General features: G+C 44.6%; 18 protein-coding genes, 4 tRNA genes and 1 rRNA gene. 6 read left to right on the top strand and 17 right to left on the bottom strand.

What is annotated here, in order from left to right:
- Window positions 1-12 precede the first annotated feature (12 nt).
- Window positions 13-1065 carry an aldo/keto reductase gene (locus ACXAFM_RS12105; RefSeq protein WP_474829757.1) on the bottom strand — a complete coding sequence of 351 codons (1053 nt, stop codon included), beginning with the start codon at window positions 1063-1065 and terminating at the stop codon, window positions 13-15.
- A 91-nt stretch (window positions 1066-1156) separates the two neighbouring features.
- A complete protein-coding gene (locus tag ACXAFM_RS12100; protein ID WP_474829755.1) occupies window positions 1157-2215 on the bottom strand; it encodes a chemotaxis protein in 1059 nt (352 codons plus the stop codon).
- 286 nt (window positions 2216-2501) lie between these two features.
- On the opposite strand from ACXAFM_RS12100, the gene ACXAFM_RS12095 reads away from it, so the two are divergent.
- The 6 genes from ACXAFM_RS12095 to ACXAFM_RS12070 all read left to right on the top strand — a co-directional run bounded on the left by ACXAFM_RS12095 (window position 2502) and on the right by ACXAFM_RS12070 (window position 11542).
- The gene (locus ACXAFM_RS12095) at window positions 2502-4979 is read left to right on the top strand and encodes a S8 family peptidase (protein ID WP_474829753.1); all 2478 of its coding nucleotides are present in this window, start codon (window positions 2502-2504) and stop codon (window positions 4977-4979) included.
- 92 nt (window positions 4980-5071) lie between these two features.
- A complete protein-coding gene (locus tag ACXAFM_RS12090) occupies window positions 5072-5917 on the top strand; it encodes a DUF6689 family protein (protein ID WP_474829751.1) in 846 nt (281 codons plus the stop codon).
- 145 nt (window positions 5918-6062) lie between these two features.
- Window positions 6063-6905 (top strand): GAF domain-containing protein, encoded by an 843-nt coding sequence (locus ACXAFM_RS12085; protein WP_474829749.1) that lies wholly within the window; start codon window positions 6063-6065, stop codon window positions 6903-6905.
- Window positions 6906-7027: 122 nt separating this feature from the next.
- Entirely contained in the window at window positions 7028-10234 is a 3207-nt protein-coding gene (locus ACXAFM_RS12080) for a protein kinase domain-containing protein (RefSeq protein WP_474829747.1), read from the top strand.
- The gene (locus ACXAFM_RS12075; protein WP_474829745.1) at window positions 10227-10916 is read left to right on the top strand and encodes a sensor histidine kinase; all 690 of its coding nucleotides are present in this window, start codon (window positions 10227-10229) and stop codon (window positions 10914-10916) included. Before ACXAFM_RS12080 ends, ACXAFM_RS12075 begins: the two co-directional genes overlap by 8 nt.
- Window positions 10913-11542, top strand: a complete 630-nt coding sequence (locus ACXAFM_RS12070) for a response regulator (protein WP_474829743.1) — start codon at window positions 10913-10915, stop codon at window positions 11540-11542. Before ACXAFM_RS12075 ends, ACXAFM_RS12070 begins: the two co-directional genes overlap by 4 nt.
- Window positions 11543-11867: 325 nt before the next feature.
- On the opposite strand, the gene ACXAFM_RS12065 is transcribed toward ACXAFM_RS12070, so the two are convergent.
- From ACXAFM_RS12065 to rrf, 15 genes are all read right to left on the bottom strand, one after another.
- On the bottom strand, window positions 11868-14315 hold the full coding sequence (locus tag ACXAFM_RS12065) for a S8 family serine peptidase (RefSeq protein WP_474829741.1): 2448 nt from the start codon (window positions 14313-14315) through the stop codon (window positions 11868-11870).
- A 232-nt stretch (window positions 14316-14547) separates the two neighbouring features.
- On the bottom strand, window positions 14548-15090 hold the full coding sequence (locus ACXAFM_RS12060; protein WP_474829739.1) for a hypothetical protein: 543 nt from the start codon (window positions 15088-15090) through the stop codon (window positions 14548-14550).
- A 108-nt stretch (window positions 15091-15198) separates the two neighbouring features.
- Window positions 15199-15816, bottom strand: coding sequence for an ankyrin repeat domain-containing protein (locus ACXAFM_RS12055; RefSeq protein WP_474829737.1), 618 nt, complete (start codon window positions 15814-15816; stop codon window positions 15199-15201).
- A gap of 150 nt (window positions 15817-15966) precedes the next feature.
- The gene (locus tag ACXAFM_RS12050) at window positions 15967-17583 is read right to left on the bottom strand and encodes a catalase (protein ID WP_474829735.1); all 1617 of its coding nucleotides are present in this window, start codon (window positions 17581-17583) and stop codon (window positions 15967-15969) included.
- The gene (locus tag ACXAFM_RS12045) at window positions 17580-17756 is read right to left on the bottom strand and encodes a hypothetical protein (RefSeq protein ID WP_474829733.1); all 177 of its coding nucleotides are present in this window, start codon (window positions 17754-17756) and stop codon (window positions 17580-17582) included. Before ACXAFM_RS12045 ends, ACXAFM_RS12050 begins: the two co-directional genes overlap by 4 nt.
- Before the next feature lie 268 nt (window positions 17757-18024).
- Complete coding sequence (locus ACXAFM_RS12040) at window positions 18025-19377, bottom strand: alkaline phosphatase PhoX (protein ID WP_474829732.1); 1353 nt, start codon at window positions 19375-19377, stop codon at window positions 18025-18027.
- A 645-nt stretch (window positions 19378-20022) separates the two neighbouring features.
- Window positions 20023-21207 carry an elongation factor Tu gene (tuf, locus tag ACXAFM_RS12035; RefSeq protein ID WP_012519826.1) on the bottom strand — a complete coding sequence of 395 codons (1185 nt, stop codon included), beginning with the start codon at window positions 21205-21207 and terminating at the stop codon, window positions 20023-20025.
- A 67-nt stretch (window positions 21208-21274) separates the two neighbouring features.
- Window positions 21275-21350: transfer RNA gene (locus ACXAFM_RS12030), tRNA-Thr, on the bottom strand.
- Window positions 21351-21357: 7 nt separating this feature from the next.
- Window positions 21358-21432 (bottom strand) — tRNA-Gly (locus ACXAFM_RS12025).
- A 33-nt stretch (window positions 21433-21465) separates the two neighbouring features.
- Window positions 21466-21550: transfer RNA gene (locus ACXAFM_RS12020), tRNA-Tyr, on the bottom strand.
- Window positions 21551-21557: 7 nt separating this feature from the next.
- A tRNA-Thr gene (locus tag ACXAFM_RS12015) sits at window positions 21558-21633 on the bottom strand.
- Window positions 21634-21740: 107 nt separating this feature from the next.
- Entirely contained in the window at window positions 21741-22499 is a 759-nt protein-coding gene (locus ACXAFM_RS12010) for a type III pantothenate kinase (protein ID WP_474829730.1), read from the bottom strand.
- A 147-nt stretch (window positions 22500-22646) separates the two neighbouring features.
- Window positions 22647-23633, bottom strand: coding sequence for a bifunctional biotin--[acetyl-CoA-carboxylase] ligase/biotin operon repressor BirA (gene birA, locus ACXAFM_RS12005; RefSeq protein WP_179984680.1), 987 nt, complete (start codon window positions 23631-23633; stop codon window positions 22647-22649).
- Window positions 23630-24670: a UDP-N-acetylmuramate dehydrogenase gene (gene murB, locus ACXAFM_RS12000; protein WP_474829727.1), complete on the bottom strand. Its 1041-nt coding sequence runs from the start codon at window positions 24668-24670 to the stop codon at window positions 23630-23632. The genes birA and murB overlap by 4 nt, the downstream gene beginning before the upstream one ends.
- Before the next feature lie 206 nt (window positions 24671-24876).
- Window positions 24877-24992, bottom strand: a 5S ribosomal RNA gene (gene rrf / locus ACXAFM_RS11995).
- Window positions 24993-25206 lie beyond the last annotated feature (214 nt).

Genomic DNA, 25206 nt, shown 5'->3' with positions numbered 1-25206 from the left:
AAGCACTAGCTATTAGAAACCGAGAGGATACCTTCTAAATACATCGTGAATATCATTCAACGTCTCGCTTGAGAGCTCTATATCAAACGCATCAATGTTTTCTTTTAACTGAGGCATTGTTGTTGCCCCAATAATAGTAGACGTAACACCAGGCACTTGCTGACACCATGCTAACGCTAATTGTGATGGTGTAATACCCACTTTTTCTGCAACCTTTACATATTCTGCAGTGGCAGCCTGCGCAGGCGCTTTATCTCTGAAAAGTCCCATGCGCTGAGCTAGCGTCCACCTGCTACCTTCTGGTCTTGCGCCGTTTTGGTATTTGCCGCTTAGCATGCCTGTCGCTAGTGGTGACCACGGTAAATAGGCAATATTCTCTAGCTCACACATTTCAATTAAATACGGCCAGTCTTTTGCGTGCAGTAAGCTGAACTCATTTTGGATAGATACAGGAAAGGGCATATCGAGCTCTTTGCAAAGGGTAAGAAAAATGTGAATGCCCCAAGGCGTATCATCCGACAGCCCCCAGTGTCTTATTTTACCCTCGTCTAATGCCCGCTTAATTCCCATGAGAATATCGCGCATACCCTCTATTTCTTTTTCGCGATTGGTTTTCGTGGGATTTGCGCCATCAGGCCAATGCTTTCCAAAATGTGGCGTTACCCTGTTCGGCCAATGTAGCTGGTAAACATCAATATAGTCAGTATTTAAACGCTCTAGCGAATCAGTAAGCGCATTGCTAACTGCATCAGAAGTAATTGGCCCGGCATTGCGAATATACTTCAAGCCGCTGCCGGCAACTTTGGTCATCAATATAATATCTGAGCGCTTCGCGTCATTTCGCGAGAGCCAATTACCTATAATTCGCTCTGTATCGCCATAGGTTTCGGCATTAGGGGGAACGGGGTACATTTCCGCGGTATCTAAAAAGTTAACACCTTTATCAAGGGCGTAAGCTATTTGTTCATCTGCATCTTGCTGGGTGTTTTGAATACCCCATGTCATTGTTCCTAAACAGATGTCTGACACCTGTAGGTCGCTATTTCCTAAGCGGTTAAACTTCATCTTTGCTTCTACCTTGGCTTATACCTTGTTTATGCAATAGTGAGTCGGCCGCTTTAGAAAATCTACCTACTTTTAGCTTTTTAAATGAAAGCTATGAGACTTTCTTATTGGCCAACTCAGCTTCTACGCTGGCGAGCCGCGCCTCAATATCTCTTTTCGACTCGACCATTTCATTCGCCAGCTCTGCAAGTGACTTTAACTCTGCAAACCCTAACTTTCTGGTATCAATCGTTTGATACTGACGCTTGCAGCGATAAAAGAAAGTAAGAAAGTTAACAAATGCGCGATGAAATGTCGCAAAACTCTTGATCAGCACCAGAATTAATACGACAGACGTAAGCGCGGCAATACTTAAGCTATAAATACGCACCTGTGCTTCTTGTTGCTCGATCATGGGTTGCAGGGCGGCATCGACGCCTTTTAGCTGAGTTTCAACGTTGTGAGCGCTTTGTCTAAATTCGCCACGAAGCCCTTCATTATGAGTTACGCCGTAGGTAGTAAATGCATCAACTAGCTGTAAAAGCGCTTCTCTATATTGAACCAAAGTGCCGCTCAGTAAAGCAGTACCGCTATATTCAGAAGCTAAACGCTCACTCAACGTCATCATTTGCCTTGCGTAAACCCCTTCTTGGTTTATCTGATAATTGCGCGTTGCCAGTTGAATACCAGTCAACAGTTCACTCGCTTGCGAGTCTTGAGCACGCAGCCCTTCGCTAAGGGTATTTTCTAACTCGGTTATGCGCGCTCTCAAACCATCGTTTTGGTTTAATCCAATCCGTTCTTGAAGCGATACTACCTGTCGAAATGTGCCGCTATAGGCTTCTATAGAAGATGACAGGCTTTCCACGTCAGCCACAGGCAATCTGTACTCATTGAACAGGGGAACCAGAGTTGTTAAGCGACCTTTAAACTCATAGCTCCGCTCAAGGAACTTGTCGTAATAAACGGTCTCGTGGCGCAGAAGAAAGTCTTTTTCATGTCGTCGCATTTGCAGCAGATCTTGCCCCATTCTTAGCAATACATCACGCTGCTGGTGTAACCCTATAAGTCGCTGGGTGAAGTAATGCTGGCTAACAACTAATACCCCCATACCAATAACGCAAACAAGGGTCATTAAAACTAGGCGAGATTTAATAGAATCAAACTTCATGACAAGCTCCTCTTGGGAGAAATTGCGCGCATCAGCTACATAACAAAAAGCTAATAAACGCTGAAAACACATCAACATACGTCATCAATATAGATGTTTAACGCACGTTTTATTATTAAACCTTTGTAGCATTTTTGAACGTTTTGCTATTTAAAAAAATCTTATAATTAGGGTGAAACCCCTATGTTCTGGTCCTTCTCAAAAAGTCACTATTAAGGCGTACCTTGCTGCGATGACGTAACCCGATACCAAAGCAAACCGCAGCCTTTAGAATTTGGAGAAGAATATGAAGAAGTTCGCCCTATCTACCTTAGCTGCTGCAATGCTGGCAAGTCCTTCGGCTCACACGCTAGCCGACGCTTACATTGGTTCTCAAATGGCCGATAGACTAGTGTCTCTATCCCCTACAGAATCATTGATGGCGGTTGTTACGTACGATCAAATGTCGCCTCTTGCTGAATCTCAAATTACTCAACTATTAAACTTGGGTATTACAGAAGGTATTCAATTTAAAAACCTGCCAATTATTGGTGTAGTAGCCACCAAAGCTCAAATTGAAGCTATTGCACAATTTGACGGGGTACGCTCAGTATTCGCAAACCGTGAGATGAGCTTATACAACGCTGACGCGCGTGAGATAACGGGTGTTGCTGATATGCAGGGCGAAGCATTTGCATCGCGCAACAATGTCGAATTTACTGGTAAAGGTTCAACGGTTTTAGTCATTGACTCTGGTGTTGATGCTTCTCATCAAGACCACTTCTTTGGTGATACCGTGGTTGATAATGTGCAAGCGATTTTGAACCCAGGCGCATTGTCTATTGTTGGTATAACTGGCCCAACGCTATCTAACCAGGTAAATACAGACTTAAACTCAGGCCACGGTACTCACGTAACAGGCACTATCGCAGGTACTGGCGCTATGTCTGGCGGCAAGCACCGCGGCGCAGCACCCGATGCAGATATTATTGGTTATGGTTCGGGTGCAGCGGTACTGCTACTTGATACCATCGGTGGTTTTGATTATGCGATAAGTAAGCAGTACACCTTTGACAACCCTATCAAAGTTATCAGTAATTCATGGGGCTCAAGCGGCAAGTATGAGCCACTTGGTCCTGTATCTTTGGCCAGCTATAAAGCGCACACAATGGGAATGATTAGTGTCTTCGCAGCAGGTAACGATGGCCCAGGTGAAGACTCACATAACCCATACGCGCAAATTCCTTGGGGAATTTCTGTAGGTGCGGGCGATAAGTTTGGCAAACTTGCCGATTTTTCATCTCGTGGTCTTAAAGGCGAGTCTGGTGATTTTACTATGCCAGACGGCACAGATTGGACGTATACAAACGACGTAACCATCGTCGCTCCTGGTGTAGATATTATCTCTACTCGCGCTGTATTGAACGCTGCAGCTAATGGCGGTGATGGGGATCTCGGTGCGATAGAGCCGCAAAATATTCCTTTCTATACCATGATCTCTGGTACTTCAATGGCAACGCCACATGTATCGGGCATTATTGCGTTAATGCTAGAAGCAAACCCAAATCTTGATAACTTAACCATAAAGCGTTTGCTTCAAGAAACTGCTACTAATATGCCTGGCTACGAGCGCTGGGAAGTGGGTGCGGGTTATGTTAACGCCCGCTCTGCGGTAGCTGCGGCCCTTCTTGAAGACATGGATCATAAAGTTACGGTTAATAACCTAGATGGCAAAAGCTTTAAAGCAAACGCGCTAGTGACCACCAGCGACCGTGTAGAAAACTTCGATGTTTTTTACTCTCCAGTAGGTGCGCCTGAAGTCATAGAGTTTGAAGTAGGAACAGAAGAAGTACTTGTTAAAGCGTCTGCCGATAGTTTCGCAAACTTAACCAAGCTTGTTCTTGTTGCCCCAGACGGCACTGAATATCGCGGCAACCTCACAACACCTGTGCTTACAACTACCATGCGTGTCGCTGCTCCTGCAATGCCGGGCACTTGGGGCGTATATGTCTATGGATTGACGTCACTGTCTGGTATTGAGGCCGACCCATTAGGTTTAACCAACGGCCCAGGTCTGCCTGAAACCTTCAACGTTACTGTTTCGTTTGAAAATAGCGGTGGCTTTGAAGGTATGGATGATGTTGAAGGTCACCCTCAGCAAAACGCCATTGAATTTGCTGTTAGCGAGCGTCTAATGGATGCCATTAACAGCCGTGGTTTCTCGCCAGACGCCCGTCTTAAACGTAAAGACTTTGCTCGCTATGCGGTAATGGGTGGAGCAGTAAGACAATACCGTGACCTGCTAAACGAAGAGCGCCCTAACATCGGCTCAGTACCTGGGTTTGATAAAGCGTTTGTAGAATCGGTCATGGTCAAAGGTGGTGCACTTAAAGATAAGCTTCGTACACAAGCGCCTGTTCTAAGAAGCGTAGGCGGTAGCGCCGACCCCTTTGCTAGCGTAACCAAGTTAGATATTGCTTATTCGCTGGTGCAAATGTTAGGCCTTGAAGAAGCAGCACTTAGCTTCGACCCCAATGCCGACATCGTTGTTGACTATAATGGCGAACAAATCATTTTAGAAGACCAAGACAACATTCCGGCTGATATGAAGGGATATGTGCAGTTAGCGCTTACCTTGTCTCTTATTAACGCTGAGTTCGGTGTAGAGCAAAGCCCATTTAGCATAACGCCAACTATTACTGCGAGCTTCGCGCCAGATACAGTAATAACCAGAGCGCATTATGCTGTACTCGCTTCACGCTTTTTCACCCAATATTTTGAATAAAATCGCAAACCACTGAAAACGGTGCCATTATACTAATTGATAATGGCACCACTTTAGGTTAAATTTTAACCAACACTGAAAGAGGTCATCCTATGATGTTTACTGCGATGAAATTCAGACAACTTACTACTGTTGTTGCCACCACTGCATTACTTCTGCTTTCAACCGCGCAAGCACAGGTAGTTACTCCTGCAACCCTAACTGTCGATGACAATAAGATCCAGGCGAAGCTTGCGCTTACCAGCCTAATCGAAGTTGATTTGACCGTTGAGTTTGAAAACAGTATTGGTCTTAATGCCAACACTATTGATATTACTGCCGAACTGCTTGACCCTGCGGATTTAGCCATTACCGACCGCCTGCCTTCTGTGCTAACAAGCGCCGTTTCAGGCTTCCCTGTTCTTGTTTCTATTTCGCCGAAAACAGATGCAGGATTTGGCTTTGAAGGTTTAGCGACGGTTGAGCTTTACACCAAAGCCATTCATTACACCCCAACCATTCCATGGCGTTTGTTTACGTCGCATGACGGCGGGCAGTTTGAAGATATAACTGTACTTATGTCGTCTGGAAGTATTCGCGCGCGCGGTAGCACGGGTCAATTTTCCGATTTCATTATCTTGCTCGACAATCGTCCTTCAACTACTGTCATTAACGACAAAGTCGCCTCTTTAAGTACGACTGTTAATGGTAATCGCGACAAAATAGCCCCACTGCTAGAAGCAGCTATTGATAGCGGAATAAATGACGTTCAGTCAGCGCTGGCGATAAACGATGACGATGCAGCATTAACTGCGGTTGATAGCCTTATCACACTTGTTGATAGTGCTTCTGGAAGCCAGATTGCCGACGTCTGGCGGTCAAGTGGCGACGTAGTTAATGTGAAAGGTTTGCTTCTTACTCAGCTGCAAACATTACGTTTTAGTTTAAGAACGCTGTAAATAGTCCTGTTGACCTTAAATCTACACTGTTTTTTGAACAGCTACACGGGACTAGGGTCAACTTGGCTTCGTGCCTATTCGGGCATGGTCGTAAGTTGCAAAAACAATAAAAATTCAGCGACAGTGACATGATGAGGGTGATGCTATGCCATTACAGTTTGCCTTTACAGAAAGCAACGGTAGCGTAAGTGAACACTTGCTTTTCGAGGGCCGTGAATATCAAGTAGGGCGCGCCGATAGTGCCGACATCGTTATTCCTCACCCTCAAATTTCACGTTCTCACATTGTTTTACGCACCGCAAAATATGCTGACAACGACCATATTTGGCAATTGGACGACACCAGTTCTACAGGGTGCTTCAGCAACGCAGGTATCCCCGTAAAACATCTTACGCTAGACAAACCTCACGTTTTGCAACTTGGCCCAATTCCTTGTGAATTCACGCCTGTCGCATTTAATAATGTAGTTAAACTTGATAGCCAACGTGAATGGCGTAAGCAACAACTAAAACGATATCAAAACCAACTACAGCACTGTAATAACAGTACTACACTTATTAACCTTGCCAGAGAGTGTCTAACTCAGTCGCTTGGGTGCGAACGCGCTTCGCTCATTCTGTTTGATAAAATAAATAACTATCAGCTTGGTGTAGGTTATGAAGATTGGATGCAGGGCGATGACTTTACAGGCAGCCGCACTATTATCAATCAATGTATGCAGACAAATGCCGTTCGCGCTATCGGTAATATTGTTTGCGACAACACGCTTAATAAGCAGCACAGTATAATAAACCACGGTATTCAGGCAGCCGTTTGTGTACCTGTATGTTTGGATGAAAAGCCTATTGGTGTTTTATATGCTGACTCTATTTTAGGGCGTCGTTACTTCACACAAACGGACATAGAATTTGCCACCTCCTTAGCAAATATGATTTCCATGCGTTTGTTATTCCACACAATAGAGCATAAACTTTCACTTATAAGCTAGAATAAAAGCAATAACGTTTAAGCCAGTCGACCATTTGTTATACCTATTGTCGACAGGCCTGCGTGGCGTAAACCCTATTTGAGTTGCTTCGTCACGTTAATTAGTGAAGTGTGGAGAAGGCTTTGAACAGGCCAGATGTATTCTCGTCGCAAAATAATTCCCTTAAAACTGAAGCCTTAGCTTTAGGGCCATCTATTGCGCCAAATTCACGCCTAGCTAACCGTTTTCTTATTGTAGAGCAATTAGGCTGTGGCGCTCAGGCTAATGTTTATAGTGCGCTCGACGAGCTACTTGATGTAAAAGTGGCGCTAAAAGTGATAGAAGGTGGTGCTAGCGATCCGGTTAAAATGCAAACTATCCGCAATGAAGTTAATATTGCCAGACAGCTTCAACACCCCAATATCATTCGTGTACATGATGTTTTCTCTGACGGAGATACTGCATTCTTTACCATGGCTTTCATAGAAGGGGAGCCTCTTTATACGCGCCTTCAAAAACCTATCAGCAAGGCCGACTTCGATAAGTGGCAACAACAGCTCATTGAGTCCTTACTTGCATGTAAATCCATAGGTATTAAGCACGGCGATATAAAGCCAGACAACATCCTAATTGACCATAATGAAGATATTAAGCTTATCGACTTTGGCATTGGTCAAAGCGCGGTTTCGGGTGTCCAAACCAGCGGGCATCAACGCTACACCGCTCCTGAGGTTATTCAAACCGGAAAAGCAAGTGAGCATTCTGACACCTATAGCCTAGGTAAAGTGTTAGAAGACATGTTGGGCTGTGTTGAAAAAGAAGGCGTTGGCATCTCCCATTACTTGTGGTTGAAAAAGCGAAAAACCTGCATTGCTCAATTAACCCATCACTTACCGGCTAAGAGACTTTCGCTGGAAGAAGCCTTTAGCGTTAATACCAGAGCCTTTAGCGTTAATGGCAGAGCCCTTAGCGTTAACGCTCATGCCCTTGACGATAATGGCAGTGCGACCGTACCTAACAAAACCCTTGTTAGGTTTTCTATAATTGCTTTACTGGTATTAATTGGGAGTGCCAGTATTTTTTCCTTCACTTGGTATCAAAAAAGTCACCCCAAATTAGCGACAGATAGTCCTATTCAGCTTCTGGTATTGAATGACCCTCAATACCCGCTTTTAGAAACCATTAACACATTACTTCGTTACCCATTGTCTACCCACCCCAACATAGTGTTAGACAACAAAGAACAGACTCAAGCTTGGGTAAGCAATTTAGGGTTATCCCCCTTTACTAAGAATAATGATCGCACTGATTTAGCCGCTACACTCGCAGCTAATACCGTACTGCTTCTCGATGCTACGCCTACCAGTAATACTGCTTACTTGCTTCACGCAAGCTTACTCAGCATGCCTGCCAATACACCTATTTTTACCGTGTCGCACAATGTGGATGCAAACACCCTTTCTGAGGATTTAGTGGAGTTTTCCAACAAATTAATTCAGCTACTATTTGATGCTGTTGAAACTCAAGCCCCTCAACCACTCCCTGATTTACGTTATCTAGATGCGTTAGATTCAGCATGGCAAAAGGGTGAGACATTAAATAGTGCAGACGCTATAGATGCCATTATAGCGACAACCCCTGATTACCCCGGTGGGTGGGTAGCCACAGCCCGCAATAGGATAAATGTTGGCGACTATGATGGTGCCAGACAGGCCCTGCAAACCTTAACCAGCCTTCCCGAATTAGCGCTATATTGGCGACTACAAAGTGAACTTCTACGGGCTGAACTTAATGAAGATTTAGCCCTTGCAAGACAATCGATAGATGCACTGGTTTCTCAATTCCCCAACCGACCAGAATTGCTATCAATGCGGGCCGACATATACCAGTGGGCGGGCGAAGATTCCAAAGCGATGGCCGACTACAAAGCCGCTTTAGCCCTTCGACCGAATAACGGACAACTGTGGTTTGAGCTGGCTCGTTTGCAGATTATTAACGGAGATATAGAAACGGCCACCAGCGATTCGTTAACACGCGCACTTGTGGCATTTCGACAGGCCAAGGATACCCAAGGTGAAAGTTTAGTGCTGAATGCCTTTGGCATTGCCTACCTGCGAACGGCCGACAATGTAGCAGCGGCGCGTTATTTTAAAGACGCGCTGGCGCTGCGAGATGCGAAAACACAGCCTTCTCAGCGGGCCAAAACCTTAGCAAACTATGCTATCGCTACTTCACTCACAGGCGACTACACCACTGCTGAAGCGTCGCTAGAAGAAGCAGTAAAGCTGCTTCACGATTTAGGTGACTTAGCACAAGAAGCGCACGTAAACGACACCCTAGGCTTTATGTTTGAAGAACGAGGACAGTTTTCAAGAGCGTTAGATTACTACAAACGAGGCCTTGATATTCGTGTTCAAAACGATGACAAGGTACTTCAGCCCCAAAGCATGAGCAACGTGGCCTATATGCACTTTTTGATTGGTGATATCTCTCTTGCAGAAATATACTGGCAGCAGGCTAAGATACTATTTGAAAGAAATGGTGATGAATCTCACCTACTTCGAACCCAGCAAAACCTTGCGCAATTGAGTCTAGTAAAAGGTGATAAAAACACCGCTTCAAGGCACTTAACAACTGTAGATAAAAACCTAGGCACTCAGCATAACCAAGAAAAAATGATAAATCACCTTCTGTTCAGCTATTTAAATTTTGCAAACGGAAATTTAGAAGAAGCCACACAACATGCTGCACAGGCAAAACGCTTAGCTCAGGAGTCTGAAGATAGCCGAGCAAAAACAGAAGTTTTGCTCTGGGAGGGTGAAATATGCTTGCTGACTGCAAACTGGTCATGCTTAGAGAAGCGTCTTGAGTCCGTATTGCCCACCATAAGCGAAGAACGTCACGAGCAATTCGCCGTTTATCAATGGTTAACGTTAGGGTTAAAGCATCATCAAGGTAACCTTAACGATGAAAGTGACGACATCTACAAAACGCTTCTAAACAACGACAATGTACCCGCGATCACCGAAACAAAGATTCTGCTCGATATGCAGCAGCGTCTATCTTTAGGCGCTTCGAGCAGTATCATGGAAAAGCTTGGCACTCTTATTAAACCTACTTATTATCAACAATACTTGCAGTGGCTGTATATACAAGCGTCGTTAGGTGATGAAGCATCAGTTGAAAAGCTGAAGCAAAAGCTCGCGCTATACCCTTCATATTGGCGCAATCACCTATACTATAGCGCTATTCCCGGCAAAGAAGATACCGTAAATAAGTTAACAACGCAGTGGCTTTCTCAACTACCTGAAAAACAAGCGGGTGACTACAGGAACGCCTATTTTGAGTGATTTAGCCAGAGAAATAGAGAGCATTAAGGCACTACAGGCAACACTTCAAGCGCGACTAGACGCTGATCAGGAAGTACTTCAGCAGCTTGCGAAACGCCTGTGGGCTCAACAAGAATCCGAAAAAGCTAAACTTTCTAGAGAGTTGCATGATGGTATAGGGCAGTTACTTACTGGGCTGACAAGACGACTGCAGGCGCTCTCATCTTCCTCGCCTGAAATAGAAGCACTACACGGTATCGCTGAAATGGCGCTAAATGACGTGAGGCAGCTATCACGCCTTATGAGCCCCACCATTTTAGACGACCTGGGCCTTAAACCCGCACTAAACTGGCTGTGTCGAAACCTGCTTAGTGGTGAAGATATGGCGTATAACACTGACATAAATCTACCCACAGATCTCTCGAAAGATATAAGCACCTTATTATTCAGAATTGCGCAAGAAACATTGGTAAATGCTATAAAGCACAGTGAAGCAACACACCTTACTCTGACGGTTTCTTACCACCATAACGTTATTCGTTTAGATATTCTTGATAATGGTGTAGGGTTTGATAGTAGAACAATAGAGCCTGGCATTGGTCTTTCAAGTATTCGCGATAGAGCCGCAGCGTTCAACGCTACGCTAGAAATAGATTCAGCTGTAGGGCAAGGCACAAGAACAACAGTAACGGTACCTGTATGACAATTCGAGTAGTGCTAGCCGACGATCATGTACTAATGCGTCAAGGCGTATCTCAAATGCTAAATGCAAACCAAGATATTGAAGTGGTCGGAGAATGTGATGACGGTGTTGAGCTTATTGCAGCGGTGCTAAAACTCTCCCCCGACGTTATTCTGATGGATATTTCTATGCCGCGCATGAGCGGACTCGTTGCCATTGATAAAATACTGTCTCAGCGCAGTGATGCAAAGATACTGGTGCTGTCTATGCACAACGAAGTGGAATATATAGAGGCCATGCGCGACGCGGGCGCAAAGGGCTATATTTTAAAAGAGTCATCTGGGGACAGCTTAGTCGATGCGATAAAAAAAGTGGCGGCCAACAAAACATCTTTCCCCGACGAATTAACCCAGTCATCCACTGACCAGTGTCAAAAGCACGTATCACCGCTGAGCGTTTTGACGCGAAGAGAGCGAGAAGTCTTTTTCTTAGTTGCCGCAGGCAACACCAGTAAGAAGATTGCCGAACTACTAGATATGAGCCTTAAAACCGCAGAAAATCACCGAAGTAACATTTATAAGAAGCTTAATTTAAGCAGTTCCGCAGAACTTATCAGAATGGCAGGAAAGGCAGGCTTGCTAGAGTAGCTGACATTTGTTCGGAGCGTACAACTCTATTCTTTCCCCTTTTTACATATTAATCGAATACTGATTGCAGTAGCTAAAACCCTCAGCACTAAACTTGCTTTAGTGAACTCTCCAAAAGCGAAATCCGTTAAGTAGAACACTACTCTATAGAACTTTTATACGTTAAAAAAGAGAGGGGCCTTGCTTCAGCTACCCCTCTCTAAAAATTGCGCGAGGGCCGGTTGTGGCATTCAAAACCCTCAGCAGCAGGGATGCTGCTGTGGAGCGCCCATGGATGGGTTTACCGCGTGTTTTGAATGTTACAACCGGCCCTCGCCTTAAAGGACTAAAGTTCTGCGTATTGCGTTAGGATAAACGCAGCTTCGCCTCGTGATACGCCATCTTGTGGGTTAAAGAAGGCTTTAAGCGTAGGCTGTAGGTCAAACGGACCTTGCTCTACCTTCACTTCCACCTGCATTATCCCTGCAGCTAAAGCTTGTTGAACATAGCCGCGATACTCAGGTGCAATTGCATCTGTATCTTCAACTTCCACCGCTTCACCAAGCACGATAGCGATAACCTTTTCAGAGTCAAAGCTGCTCGCGGCATCTTCAAGACCTAATGCTTGAACCATTGAGTACGCCATTTCTTCCTTACTTACCTGCATATTGCTACCAAAAAAGTCGCCGTCAACTTGCATCACCGGTTGCGTATTCATCTCTAGATCCCCAAGCACAGCGCCAGTTGCTGTTGCTGAATTTACCGCGGCAGCGTTTTCTGCACTCACATCAGTGAAGTTCACTGTATTACCATCGTTGGTTTGACGAAGATTAGCACTAAGCGCTAGCGTATCAGCAAGTTCTACACGCGTTAACGGTGCATCTGGTGCAAAACCGCTTTCCTTTGCGTCCATTAGCTCATTTGCTACTACATATTCAATGAATGGTTTCGCTGGATGGCCTACTGCATCATCAATACCGGTATAGCCTGATGTAACTAACAAGCGAATATTCACATCGTTAGTCCCAGGAATACCTACACCGTTTGTAACACCGAGTGGGTCAACTGACACACCACTAATGCTACCAATACCTCGGCTGTATAGTTTCCATGTACCCGGCATACCCGGAGCAGCTGTACCAACAGAAGAACCTAAAACAGGTAGGCCAATGCCAGAACCGTAGGTATTTCCTGCCGGGTCTTCTAATACGAACGCTGTTGCCGTTTCAATTGACGCGCTCGCCACCACCATAGATACGTCAGACGTTACCTCAAACTCTTCTACTGGTGACTCACCAACAGGAAGATAAGTTGTAGGTAGCGTAAAGCTATCGCCTTCAGCAACGTTAGCAAATGCGTTAAACTCGCGATTCTTCTTCACTGTATCGCCAAATACTTCTTCACCTTCAAGCACTGCAGTTACCGCAGCATAAGCGTTCACGTAGCCTGCGCCCACTTCCCATTCGTCCATACCAGCCATTGGTGTTGCGGTTTCCTGAAGAATACGCTTAACATCTTCCCACTGAAGGTTTGGATTTGCTTCTAGCATTAATGCAACAATACCTGACACGTGCGGCGCAGCCATTGAAGTACCGCTAGATACGGTATAAAACGGTAAGTGCTGTGCCTCAATCATTTCCGCGTCGTCAGCTGCGCTCAAACCGCCTAAGCTAGACAGTGATGCGCGAGCAGAAATAACGTCTACTCCTGGCGCAGTTACAGTAGGACGGTCCTCCCACGTGAACACTTCACCATCAACAATCGCTTGTCCGCCTTTTCCGTCGACACCGCGAGAACTAAAGTCAGCTAGCTCGCCTTGCTTGTTGCCCGCAGCCACTGTAATTACCCAAGGTGCTTTTTTGAAGTTACCGGTAATTGTCGATTCGCCAGGGCCTGAGTTACCTGCCGAGAATACGGTAATAATACCGTTGTCTGCCAGTGCTTTAGTTACAACGTTCGTTGGGTCGTCTGGGTTGAAGTCTGTACCTACATCACCTGTGTTACCAAATGAGTTAGAAATTACGCGAATGTTGTAGTCGAACTGGTGGGTTAGTGCGTAGTCGAAGCCGCCGATAGTATCTAAAATAAATAAAGCGGCGCCCGAGCCATAACCAATGATGTCTGCACCCGGTGCTACACCTGCATGTAAGCCACCACTCTTGGCGCCGTTACCGCCTACTGTGCCAGCTACGTGTGTTCCGTGACCGCCTAGAATATCAGTCTTAGATACGTTTTCTTGGTATGTAATCGGCAAAATGCCGCTATAGCTATTTAGGTTTACCTGCGCTAAAACGTTTTGTACAACGTGATCAGGGAAAGCTAAATCGCCGTGGGTACCGTCAACACCCGAGTCGTTTACCACTACGCCAATGCCTTTACCTGATACTGGCATACCGTTAATGCGAATATCGCGGTCAGCCTGTAGTGCCTGCACGCCGGTAATTTGGGTAGACTCATGGTTTTCTAATTCTAGCGGGTCGTTGTTCCACACTGACACAACGTCATCACGTTGATAAAGCGCTTCAACTTGCTGCTTGTTGGCTAACACACCAACAATAGGCACGTTACGCAGGCTAACACCACCAGTGATGCCCAACGATTCAAGTGCGGTAATTTGTTCTGTTGTGGCAGGTCCCTTACCTTCAAATGTAACAATAACTTGTTGTAGTTCTAGTGGCGAAGCAGCAAGTGCATCAGCCAATGTTTTATCGAAAGTTTTTGCATACACCATGCTCGCTGGTAGGGCACAAGCAATGGCTACTGATAATACTGTTTTGTTATTAAGGAACTTCATAATACACCTCTCTTTGAGTACTCCTTGAGTATTCATCAACCCAAGAAGCAAAACTATGGGGAGTTCCCCCTATTCGGCGTGATTTATAAAAGCGCCGAAAAATCAGAAACTTAAAAAGAAAAAAGCCCTCACAAATGGAGGGCTAAAAACACCAACTATCGAGAAACATAGACAAGTTGGAGGGAACGAACGTGGTACAGGAAATAAACCACTCTCTCGAATTGAAGAAGCCTTATAGTTTGCGCTTTCTGAAAGAAGTAAACGCGAACAAAATTAGCATCGCAGTGGCAAAAGAAGCAGGTTCGCTCACTTGTGTTGAGCCATCTGTAGACTCGACAGTTTTAACCAGTTGAAACAAGCCACCTGCGCAGCGGTCACCATTTTCAAAAAACACACACGAGTCTGATGCTCCTAGCCCGGCTAAACCTGAACTAATAGTGAATTCGTATGGAACGCTTGAGTCTTCAATAAATAGCTGAAAACCTTCACCGCTTTCATCACCAAACACACCATTTTCTAAATCAACTATCGCAAACTCATCAATATCGTCTTCTAAAATATTATAAGTCGTACCATTGAACTCTAGCTGAAAGAAAAATGATAACCACGTGCTCATATCGAATTGGGTTTCGTTTTCATCAAAAGTGATTTGCCCAATTAAACTGGTTTGGTCAGCTTCGTCACCTAACACTAATCGAGTGAAATCATAGGTAATTACGCCGGCGAAAGAGGATGATGCAAAAAAGATAAAAAATGCAGCAAGTAACGTTTTCATAGTAAACCCACTTCTAAATTCTTATGGGCTTAGTATTGAACTTAATGCATTGAATACAAATAGGGAGTTCCCCCTAGTTGTATCCAATGCTATCTAAGATGACGCGGTTTAATTAGCGTTTTGTTCGCGCAATACTTTCGCTAACTCGTAGTTACCTTGTGAAAGTGCGATATCAGCTACCGAGTTACCCGCTTTATCCATATGAGCTGGGTTAGCCCCTTTATCGATAAGCGTATTGATAATTTCTTGTCTGTCGAAAAGGCTTGCAAACATTAACGCGGTTTGGCCTTGTGCGTTTTCTTCGTCAATATCGCAATCGGCAAATACGAGCTGTTTGGCCACGCTTACATGCCCTTTAAAGATGGCGCCCATTAGCGCAGTGTTGCCGCGATTGTCTTCTTGACATGGGTTAGCGTGTGCATTGCTGATAAGGAAGTCTACCGTTTCAGTGTGGCCATGATAGGCAGCAAGAATAAGCGCGGTATAGCCCTTTTGATCCGCTACGTTAACATCTAGGCCAGCTTGATAAAATGCAGCTAGCATGGCGCTATCGCCTGCTCGCGCCGCATCAAAATAGCGCGCTTTCAAGGCTTCCATATTAGGCGTAGTTGCACTTTGTTGAGGATTAGCTTGAGTGGTTGAGTCAGTTGCCGCACTAGTATAAAAACTGGTGAAGGTGGCAACGACGAACAGTGCTGCCATAAGTGTTTGCTTCAAAAAAGACATTGAGCCCCCTTACTGGTAAATGTAAATTAGGTTACTACTAAACTGTTTTCAGCAAAGCTGTTACAGGAAGTTTGTTATAGAAAAGTGGTTTGAGAAAAATGGGAGTTACTCAACACTGTGATGTAACTCCCAACCCTATTGCTACTTAGCTTATTGCATTAGTGCGGTTAGGCTTTCAGCAACTTGTTTTGCTTTAGCGGCACGTGCAGCTTGCTGTTCCATTAAGTCTTTTGCAGTTTGGCGAACTTTCGACATTGGTGCTTTCGCTAATTTTGCTACACCTGCACCGTAGTCCTTATCAGCGTTGTACATATAAGCACTAATAATGACGCGAATTTCTTCTTCAGGTACCGATGCTAACGCTCCACCTAAGTTACTAATTAGATGCGCTTGACCTTCATTAGTCAGATTTCTGAAAAACTCACCCGCTTGCTTAAAGTTCTGTTCTTTGTAGAACGGAATTTGTTGTGTCATACCTGCAAGCGGCTTGCTTGAATAACGAAATGCTGGATCTTCGTTAAGATCAAGACGACGGCTTGGCTGATAGTTCACATCGCGATTAGAGCTAGTTGTGCGAAGCTGACCGTGTTGCTCGTGGTTATTGATAACTGTATTTTTAGGCGTATTAACCGGAATGCGGTACGCGTTTACACCTAGGCGATAGCGCTGTGTATCAGCATACGAGAACAAACGACCTTGAAGCATTCTGTCTTCTGATGGCTCAATACCTGGAATTAAGTTGCTTGGTGCAAATGCCGCTTGCTCAGTTTCTTCAAAGAAGTTATCCGGCACACGGTTTAGCACAAGGCGACCAATTTTCTTAGCAGGCACCAAAGACTCAGGCCAAATTTTAGTAGTATCAAGTGGGTTAAACTCGAAATCATCTAACTGTTCTGGCTCTAGCTCTTGAAGATACAAATCCCAAGATGCTGTTTCACCTTTTTCACCGATACGGGTATACACATCAGTAGTATGCGGCTGGAAGTCCATACCTTGAACTTTCATTGCTTCTTCAGCTGAGAAGTTCTTAATAGGTTGGTTCGCTTTCCAAGTAAACTTCACATACTTGTAGTTTCCTTCGTCATCAACAAATTTAAATGCGTGAACACCTGAGCCGTCCATATTTAGATAGCTTGCTGGTGTACCATAATCAGAGAAAAGCATGGTTAACGTATGCGTTGACTCTGGCACGTGAGAGAAAAAGTCAAAAATGCGCTTCGCATCTTGCTTGTTCGTTACCGGCGACGGTTTAAATGCGTGAACCATATCAGGGAACTTGATTGCATCACGAATAAAGAAAACCGGGAAGTTATTACCTACTAGATCCCAATTACCTTGTTCGGTGTAAAACTTCACCGCAAAACCACGTGGGTCGCGCAGCGTTTCTGGCGATAAATGTCCATGGACTACTGATGAAAAACGAACAAATACTTCAGTCTTTTTACCTTCACCTTGGAAGGGAGCGGCAACTGTCTCTTCAGATAAGTCGACATAGTTTTCGTAGTAGCCATGGATACCGACACCACGGGCGTGAACAACGCGCTCTGGAATACGCTCCCGGTCGAATGCCGCTAACTTTTCAATAAGGTGAGAGTCTTGTAGTAATACTGGTCCCCATGGACCTGCGGTTTGCGAGTTTTGGTTATCACCTACCGGTGCGCCATTTTGGCGAGTTAGTGTATCTGCACTTACGCCTAATGTAAGCATACTGGCAGCAACGCCGCCTAGTACGAATTTAGTTAAGGTTGATTTCATTGAGGCTCTCACAGCTGTACTCCTACATGAAGGTTGGTACGAGGTTTAGGAGCTTTTACTTCTACACAAACTTGGTCGCCGTAATAGTTATCAGCGTAATTGCATTGCGTTCGAATGAGTTGATTCGTGGTGGAGGAAACACGATGGCTATTTGCCGTTGTTAGCTTTTTAAATAGTGCGCTCATTTCGCTCTCCTTGTTAAGTTGAGAGCATTATCATCAATTGAGTAAAACTATTAAAACGAGATAATATGATTCGACTAATTAAATAAAGCGATTGTAAACATGCTGACTAATCGCATTGTTTTATGAAAGAGAGTGATAGCTATTGCTGTAGGAAAGTGAAGATTATCTGTGTTTTAGAGGCTAGAGAGTATAGTAAGGCTAAGTGTATGAGAAAAGAATGTGGCAGCGTTTTTGCCAAAACGCTGCGCATAAAATCATTTAAAATGACTTAGGCATTAACCCAGGGGCCGGTGATTGCCAACGTTTTGGTTGGTGAGTAAATATTGACGAAAAGCGTATTTCCATCAGGCGAGAAACACGCACCTGCCAGTTCTGTTTGCGCATGTAATTTAGCAAAGTTGTATACTTCTCCGCTTGGCGTAACACCACGCAAATGGTTATCTACTATGTCGGTGTATTGATCTTCGCACACTAATAAATGCCCATTCGGGCATACAGTTAGATTATCGCCAAAGTTGTACAGATTCTTGTCTTCACTTTCTAAAAACAGCTGCAGCTTGTCTTGTTTACCATCTGCAGAGGGAACAAGCTTCATTACCTGGCCTAGCTGCTTTTGCCCGCCATTGGTACAGCAGAAATAAAGCTCATCTTCGCCCCAGTGTATGCCTTCACCGCGAGCGAAAAGCGCAGCACCTTTATCATACCCTTGCACACGTAAATCATCATTAGGGCTTTCTGGGTTATCTAAAGCTACCCACTCAACGTCAAACCACGTTGCCACTGGCATAGTATCTGAAGACCAGTTACGTGTATCGAACTGAGACTTCCCTTTTACCACCAAAGCCTCTAACTGACCGCCCGCCGCTAAGTTACCGTATTCACTTGGTACAAAGCGATAAAGCAAACTATCGCCTCTGTCTTCGGTCAGATAAACGATACCCGTTTTAGGGTCAACACAAGCAGCTTCGTGGTTAAAGCGCCCCATTGCTTTAAGTGGCTTAGCTTTAATAAGTGAGTCAGCGTTTGCAGGTACTTCAAATATATAGCCGTGATCCTTGTTTACTACATCGCCGTTAGGGCCGTGAGGACGGTCTACCGACTCTTCACACGTTAGCCACGTGCCCCAGGGCGTAATGCCGCCTGAACAATTTCTTACGGTGCCAGCCAGGCTAATAAACTCACTTTCAACTTTTTGAGTGCTAAGGTTGTACACCATGGTTGTGGTACCGCCAGGTAACGCAATGCCATTAGCGTAACTATCATAAGCTAAGTCGCTGGTATGCGCTTGAATAGACTCAGGCTGAGCACTTAAATGTTTTGGGTGCAGTTCGTGGTTACGTATAAGCGCCACTTTGTCGCTAGTACCTTCTACAGGAAGACACCCCATGCCATCTGCTCTATCAGGTACATGCATACCATCAGACATGTTATTACCAAGAGAAGATATAACTTTATAGCTAAAGCCTTTAGGTAAATCGAGCAGCTTTTGTGGGTCGGCGACTAATGCTCCATAGCCTTCACTAATTGGCATTGACGCCAAGTTCATTTTCTTACCAAAAGCACTGCTAGCTAGGCCACCAAATGCCAAAGAACCCACTAAAAACTGGCGTCGTGTAATCATGAAAATCTCGTTAAACAATAAAGCCGGGCATGATAGCCATTAATTGTTACTGTATAACAACACTATAAGAAATCATTGGCAAGTGACATTCGTATTTTATAGGCAGACAGCTTGGGGAAAGCGGTTAATGGGGAGAATGCGGGTTGATCTCGAAGCTCTTACATAAAGCTGGGAAGGGTTTACAGCGTATAGCTCCCCTCCTCTTCAAACTTTTTGCTATGCCGATTAAGGAGGGAGTGAAGCCCCATCAAAAACTCTCAACAGCAGGGACGCTGCTGTGAAGCCGCCATGGATGGTTTTACGGCGTGTTTCTTTTTATCCCCCCAAACTTCTTGCTGTGCCGCAAGAAGGGAGTGATTGTTGTGCCCGCTGAAACCCTACACCACAGGAATGCGGTGTCGGAGCCCCCATGGATGGGTTGACGGCGTATTGCTCCCCTCCTCCTCTCAAGCTATTGACTATGCCGATCAAGGAGGGAGTGAAGTCCCATCAAAAACTCTCAGCAGCAGGGACGCTGCTGCGAAGCCGCCATGGATGGCTCTTCGGCGTGTTTTTGATGGGGCTTCACTCCCGACCTAAAAAATCGCAGGCATAAAAAAAGCGCACCTAAGTGCGCTTTTTTTGGCTTGTGTTGCTAAGTCTAGATTAGTCTAGGATCTTAGATACAACACCAGCACCTACTGTACGACCACCTTCACGGATTGCGAAACGAAGACCTTCTTCCATCGCGATCGGAGCAATTAGCTCAACTTTGAATTTAAGGTTGTCACCAGGCATTACCATTTCTACGCCTTCTGGAAGCTCTACAGCACCAGTTACGTCAGTTGTACGGAAGTAGAACTGTGGACGGTAGCCTTTGAAGAATGGAGTATGACGGCCACCTTCATCTTTAGATAGTACGTATACTTCTGCTTCGAAGTTAACGTGTGGAGTGATTGAACCAGGCTTAGCTAGTACTTGACCACGTTCAACTTCATCACGCTTAGTACCACGTAGAAGAACACCAACGTTCTCACCTGCACGGCCTTCGTCAAGAAGCTTACGGAACATCTCAACACCAGTACAAGTAGTCTTAGTAGTGTCTTTGATACCTACGATTTCTACTTCTTCACCAACCTTGATGATACCTTGCTCAACACGACCTGTTACAACAGTACCACGGCCTGAGATTGAGAATACGTCTTCGATTGGAAGGATGAACGGCTTGTCGATTGCACGCTCTGGCTCTGGGATGTATGAATCAAGCGCTTCACCAAGCTCGATGATTTTCTTTTCCCACTCTGCGTCGCCTTCAAGCGCTTTAAGAGCTGAACCTTGGATAACTGGTAGGTCATCACCTGGGAATTCGTATTCGTTAAGAAGTTCACGAACTTCCATTTCTACTAGCTCTAGAAGCTCTTCATCATCAACCATGTCACACTTGTTCATGAATACGATGATGTAAGGAATACCAACCTGACGACCAAGTAGGATGTGCTCACGAGTCTGAGGCATAGGGCCATCAGTCGCAGCTACTACTAGGATACCACCGTCCATCTGAGCAGCACCAGTGATCATGTTTTTAACGTAATCAGCGTGTCCTGGGCAGTCTACGTGTGCGTAGTGACGAGTAGGAGTGTCATATTCTACGTGTGAAGTAGAAATGGTGATACCACGAGCTTTCTCTTCAGGCGCGTTATCGATTTGATCGAAAGCCTGAGCAGAACCGCCGTAAGTTTTAGAAAGAACTGTAGTGATAGCTGCAGTTAGGGTAGTTTTACCGTGGTCAACGTGGCCGATTGTACCCACGTTTACGTGGGGTTTCGTACGTTCAAACTTTTCTTTTGCCATTTCTATTATCCCAGCAAAGTTACATTAAAAAATTTAGAAATTTTACATGAGCTGGGGAGAAATAAACTGGTGCTGATAGGCAGATTTGAACTGCCGACCTCACCCTTACCAAGGGTGCGCTCTACCAACTGAGCTATATCAGCACTGATTTGGAGCGGGCAGCGGGAATCGAACCCGCATCATCAGCTTGGAAGGCTGAGGTAATAGCCATTATACGATGCCCGCAATCCTAATTCTCTGGCCACCTCATAGAGAAAGTGGTGGAGGGGGCAGGATTCGAACCTGCGAAGGCTGAGCCGGCAGATTTACAGTCTGCTCCCGTTGACCGCTTGGGTACCCCTCCAGATTGATGGTGCCGACTGCCGGAATCGAACTGGCGACCTACTGATTACAAGTCAGTTGCTCTACCAACTGAGCTAAGTCGGCACTACATCAAGTGGGTGCGCATTCTAGAGTATTGTTTAACTCTGTGCAAGTGTCTTTTTGAAAATTTTTCAATTTTTTTTTGACCAATTTTTCAACTAATCAAAAACTTACGTCGATGTTCCCTTTAGAAGTTCACTTCGAGCGTAGCGGGCAAGACCCTGCATCACCAAATGAGCGAGGCGCATGTTATCAGCAGATTTTAAGAATGCAAACACTTTTTTGTCTCCACCCCCTAAAATTATATCAAAATCGGTTTGTTTGCTTGATATGTAATCAACCGCGCTCAAATAAACACCATATAGGGCAGCATGACACCCTGATGCCACACAATCTTCAGTATCGGTTCCCACTCCAAAGGTGGTCGGAATTTCATCATTCGCGAACACTTTTTTAGTAGAAGCTACCAATGCATTACGCATAACTTGAAAACCAGGCACGATCCAACCGCCTAAATGTTGACCATCCACAACAAAATCGACCGTTATTGCCGTACCCACATCCATAACAAAAAATGCTTTTTTTGATTTTTCTGCAGCGCAGACCATGGCAAGCCATCTATCAACGCCCATTTTTTGAACATTCGCGTAACTATTTTTTATGCCGAAGGCTTCTTTCTCTGTGTGCTTTTCTACAAAAACAATATTTCGCTCGTTACACATGGCGGATATTTCATCAACCAGCTCCTGATTTCTTACCGAAGCTATATATAAATGGGAAATTTTTTTCTGAGAATCGATAAAAGAGAAGAGAGAATTGACATCTTCACATGCATTAGGCTCTTCTTCTGCATGACAAAGCAGTGAATATTTTATTCGGGTGTTACCGATATCCACTAATATGACGTGGTTTTCTTCAATGTTGTGCATATTTTAGTTTTCAGTCGCAATGTAATGCGTATAACGAACGGAAAGAATTCTATTTGAAAATAACAAAAATGAACTACGAAGTACTTTTATTATAAAAATGGCCAAAATCTTCGTAGCTCAGCTATAAAATAAAACAAAAATAAAAAGTTAATTACCTCTAAGGCTAACTTCGCCACCGTGGAATCGCGTAATACCGTCTTGGGTTTCAACGAGTAGTGCGCCGCTGGCGTCTACTCCCCTATCAATTCCGGAAAAACGCTTCTCTCCCATCTGCAAAACAATGCGTTTATCTGCGTATAAGTCGAGTGCTTCCCAGTAAGCCGTAAATGGTCCGAACCCTTGTTGTGTAAATTTGGGCAAATAAAACCACAGAGATTTAATTATTTCTGCTGCTAGCGCATTTCTATCAGGAATAGTGCCTAAATAAGAAGCAAGGTCGCTATGAGGCTGACCAACATCATATTGATTATCGGGTACACAAACATTTAAACCTATGCCGATAACACTATGCGCCGTTGCACCTATCTGCCCTTCTACCTCAATAAGTACACCCGCAAGTTTTTTACCCTGCAGATAAATATCGTTTGGCCATTTAAGTTCAGCGTCTTCGACACCAAATTCCTTAAGCGCATCGCAAACAGCTAGACCTACTAATAAAGAAAGCCCAGCCATACTCTGATAGCCATCAGGAAAAGACCAATACATGGAAAAAGTTAAGCTACCGCCAACTGGCGCTAACCACGAACGACCGTGTCGCCCTCGCCCATCGGTTTGAATTTCGGCAAAAACAACATCGCCATTTTCAAGATCTTCTCGTTTGCTCGCAATACGCTTCTTCATTTCTGTATTGGTGGAAGGTAAAACCGACTCCACATCAATAACCGCTCGTTTTGTATTGCCTAAATGGCGTTTAATGCTGTCAGCGCTTAACAATGGAAAACCTCGTTCTAATCGGTAGCCTTTACCTTTTACCTTAAATACATCTAAACCCCAATCGGCAAGTTGGGAAATATGACCCGCTACTGCGGTACGTGAAAGGCCAACTTGCTGAGCAATGGTTTCACCTGAATGGAACTGACCGTCAGACAACAAAGCGAGTATATGTTTTCTTATAGCTTTTGATGCTTGTCTCATAGCGAAATAAGTCCTTTGTTTCCTAATAAGCGTACTTCTGGCTCAAGCTGTATGCCAAACTTATCCTGTACGCTTGCTATGATATCTTTTGCCATTGCTATTACATCGCTTCCGGTGGCGCCACCTAAGTTAGTAAGTACCAATGGCTGTGTAGGGTGGCAACGTACTTTGTTCAACGTTTTGCCTTTAAAACCCGCTTGGTCAATAAGCCAAGCAGCAGGAATTTTTATTTGTTCTTGTTCATTTCCAGCATTTGATGAACCAGCATTTTCGCTTACAACGAAATGCGGTACCGAGTCATATTCTTTCGCTATTGCTTGGAACACTGTTTTTGAAACAACGGGATTTTTAAAAAAGCTACCTGCATTACCTAGTTCGCTAGGATCTGGCAGTTTACTTTTTCTAATTTCAATTACCTTACTATACACCTTTTCTGGTGTCGGCTCGGTAAGTGCGGCTAATTCTCCATAGCTTGTTTTAAGCTCGTATTGCTTAGGTAGCTCAAAGTTTACATGGGTAATAAGTACTTTGTTGGCTAAGGCATGTTTAAACACACTATCTCTATAACCGAACTGACAGTCTTCATTGCTTAGTAATACCTGTTCGCCGGTTTCAAGAAATACACATTCCACCTTATCGATTAAAGAATTAACCTCTACACCGTAGGCTCCAATATTCTGAATGGGGCAAGCCCCAACCGAGCCAGGTATTAATGCTAAGTTCTCAAACCCATACCACTTCTCTTTCATACAGAGAGTTACAAAGTCGTGCCAGTTTTCACCTGCACCTACTCGCAAGTAGTGATGACTTTCAGTATCAAAGTGGCTTATGCCTCTTATTTCGTTTACCAGGATCGTACCGTCAAAATCATCGGTAAAAATCGAGTTGCTTCCACCACCTAATATATAAATGGCTTTGTTGGTTTCATTTTTATAGGCATTAAAGATAGATAGAAATGAAGCAACGTCGGTAAACGACTGGATAGAATCACACGACGCTGAAAGGCCAAATGTGCTGTAAGCTTGTAGTGAAGGCATAGAATTTTACGAACTGCGAACAATCCGCTAATGGTAGGGTAACGACGCGTTAAATAAAAGCGCAAACATGCAAATAAGTCAGCGGCTGTGGTGTAAGCTTCTCAAAACTAAAAATAATGGGGTCAGAGTCACGACTCTGACCCCATTATTTTTTCTCTGGTGCGGAAAGCAAAAAACCCGCCGTTAGGCGGGTTTCTCTTAATGGGACCTGGCAGTGTCCTACTCTCACATGGGGAAACCCCACACTACCATCGGCGCTAATACGTTTCACTTCTGAGTTCGGAATGGAGTCAGGTGGTACCGTATCGCTATGGCTGCCAGGAAAAACTTTTAGTGCAGAATCATGACGTTTTTTTTGTCATGACTTCTGCGCAAGGAGGACTAACAGTACTCTCAGGAGTATGTTTAATCATCGTTGCTTAATAACTAACAAATCGGAAAGTTTGATATCAATTCAATCAGTGAGTAACTACTTTTCACTCTACTTGCTGCTCTTTATCAGAGCTTAGCTTGTCTACAACACTTCCAAAAGCCTA

It is taken from the genome of Alteromonas sp. ABD4_190, from assembly GCF_056160105.1.
The sequence above is the reverse complement of the archived record's forward strand: the minus strand, read 5'-3'. Positions and strand labels throughout refer to the sequence as shown.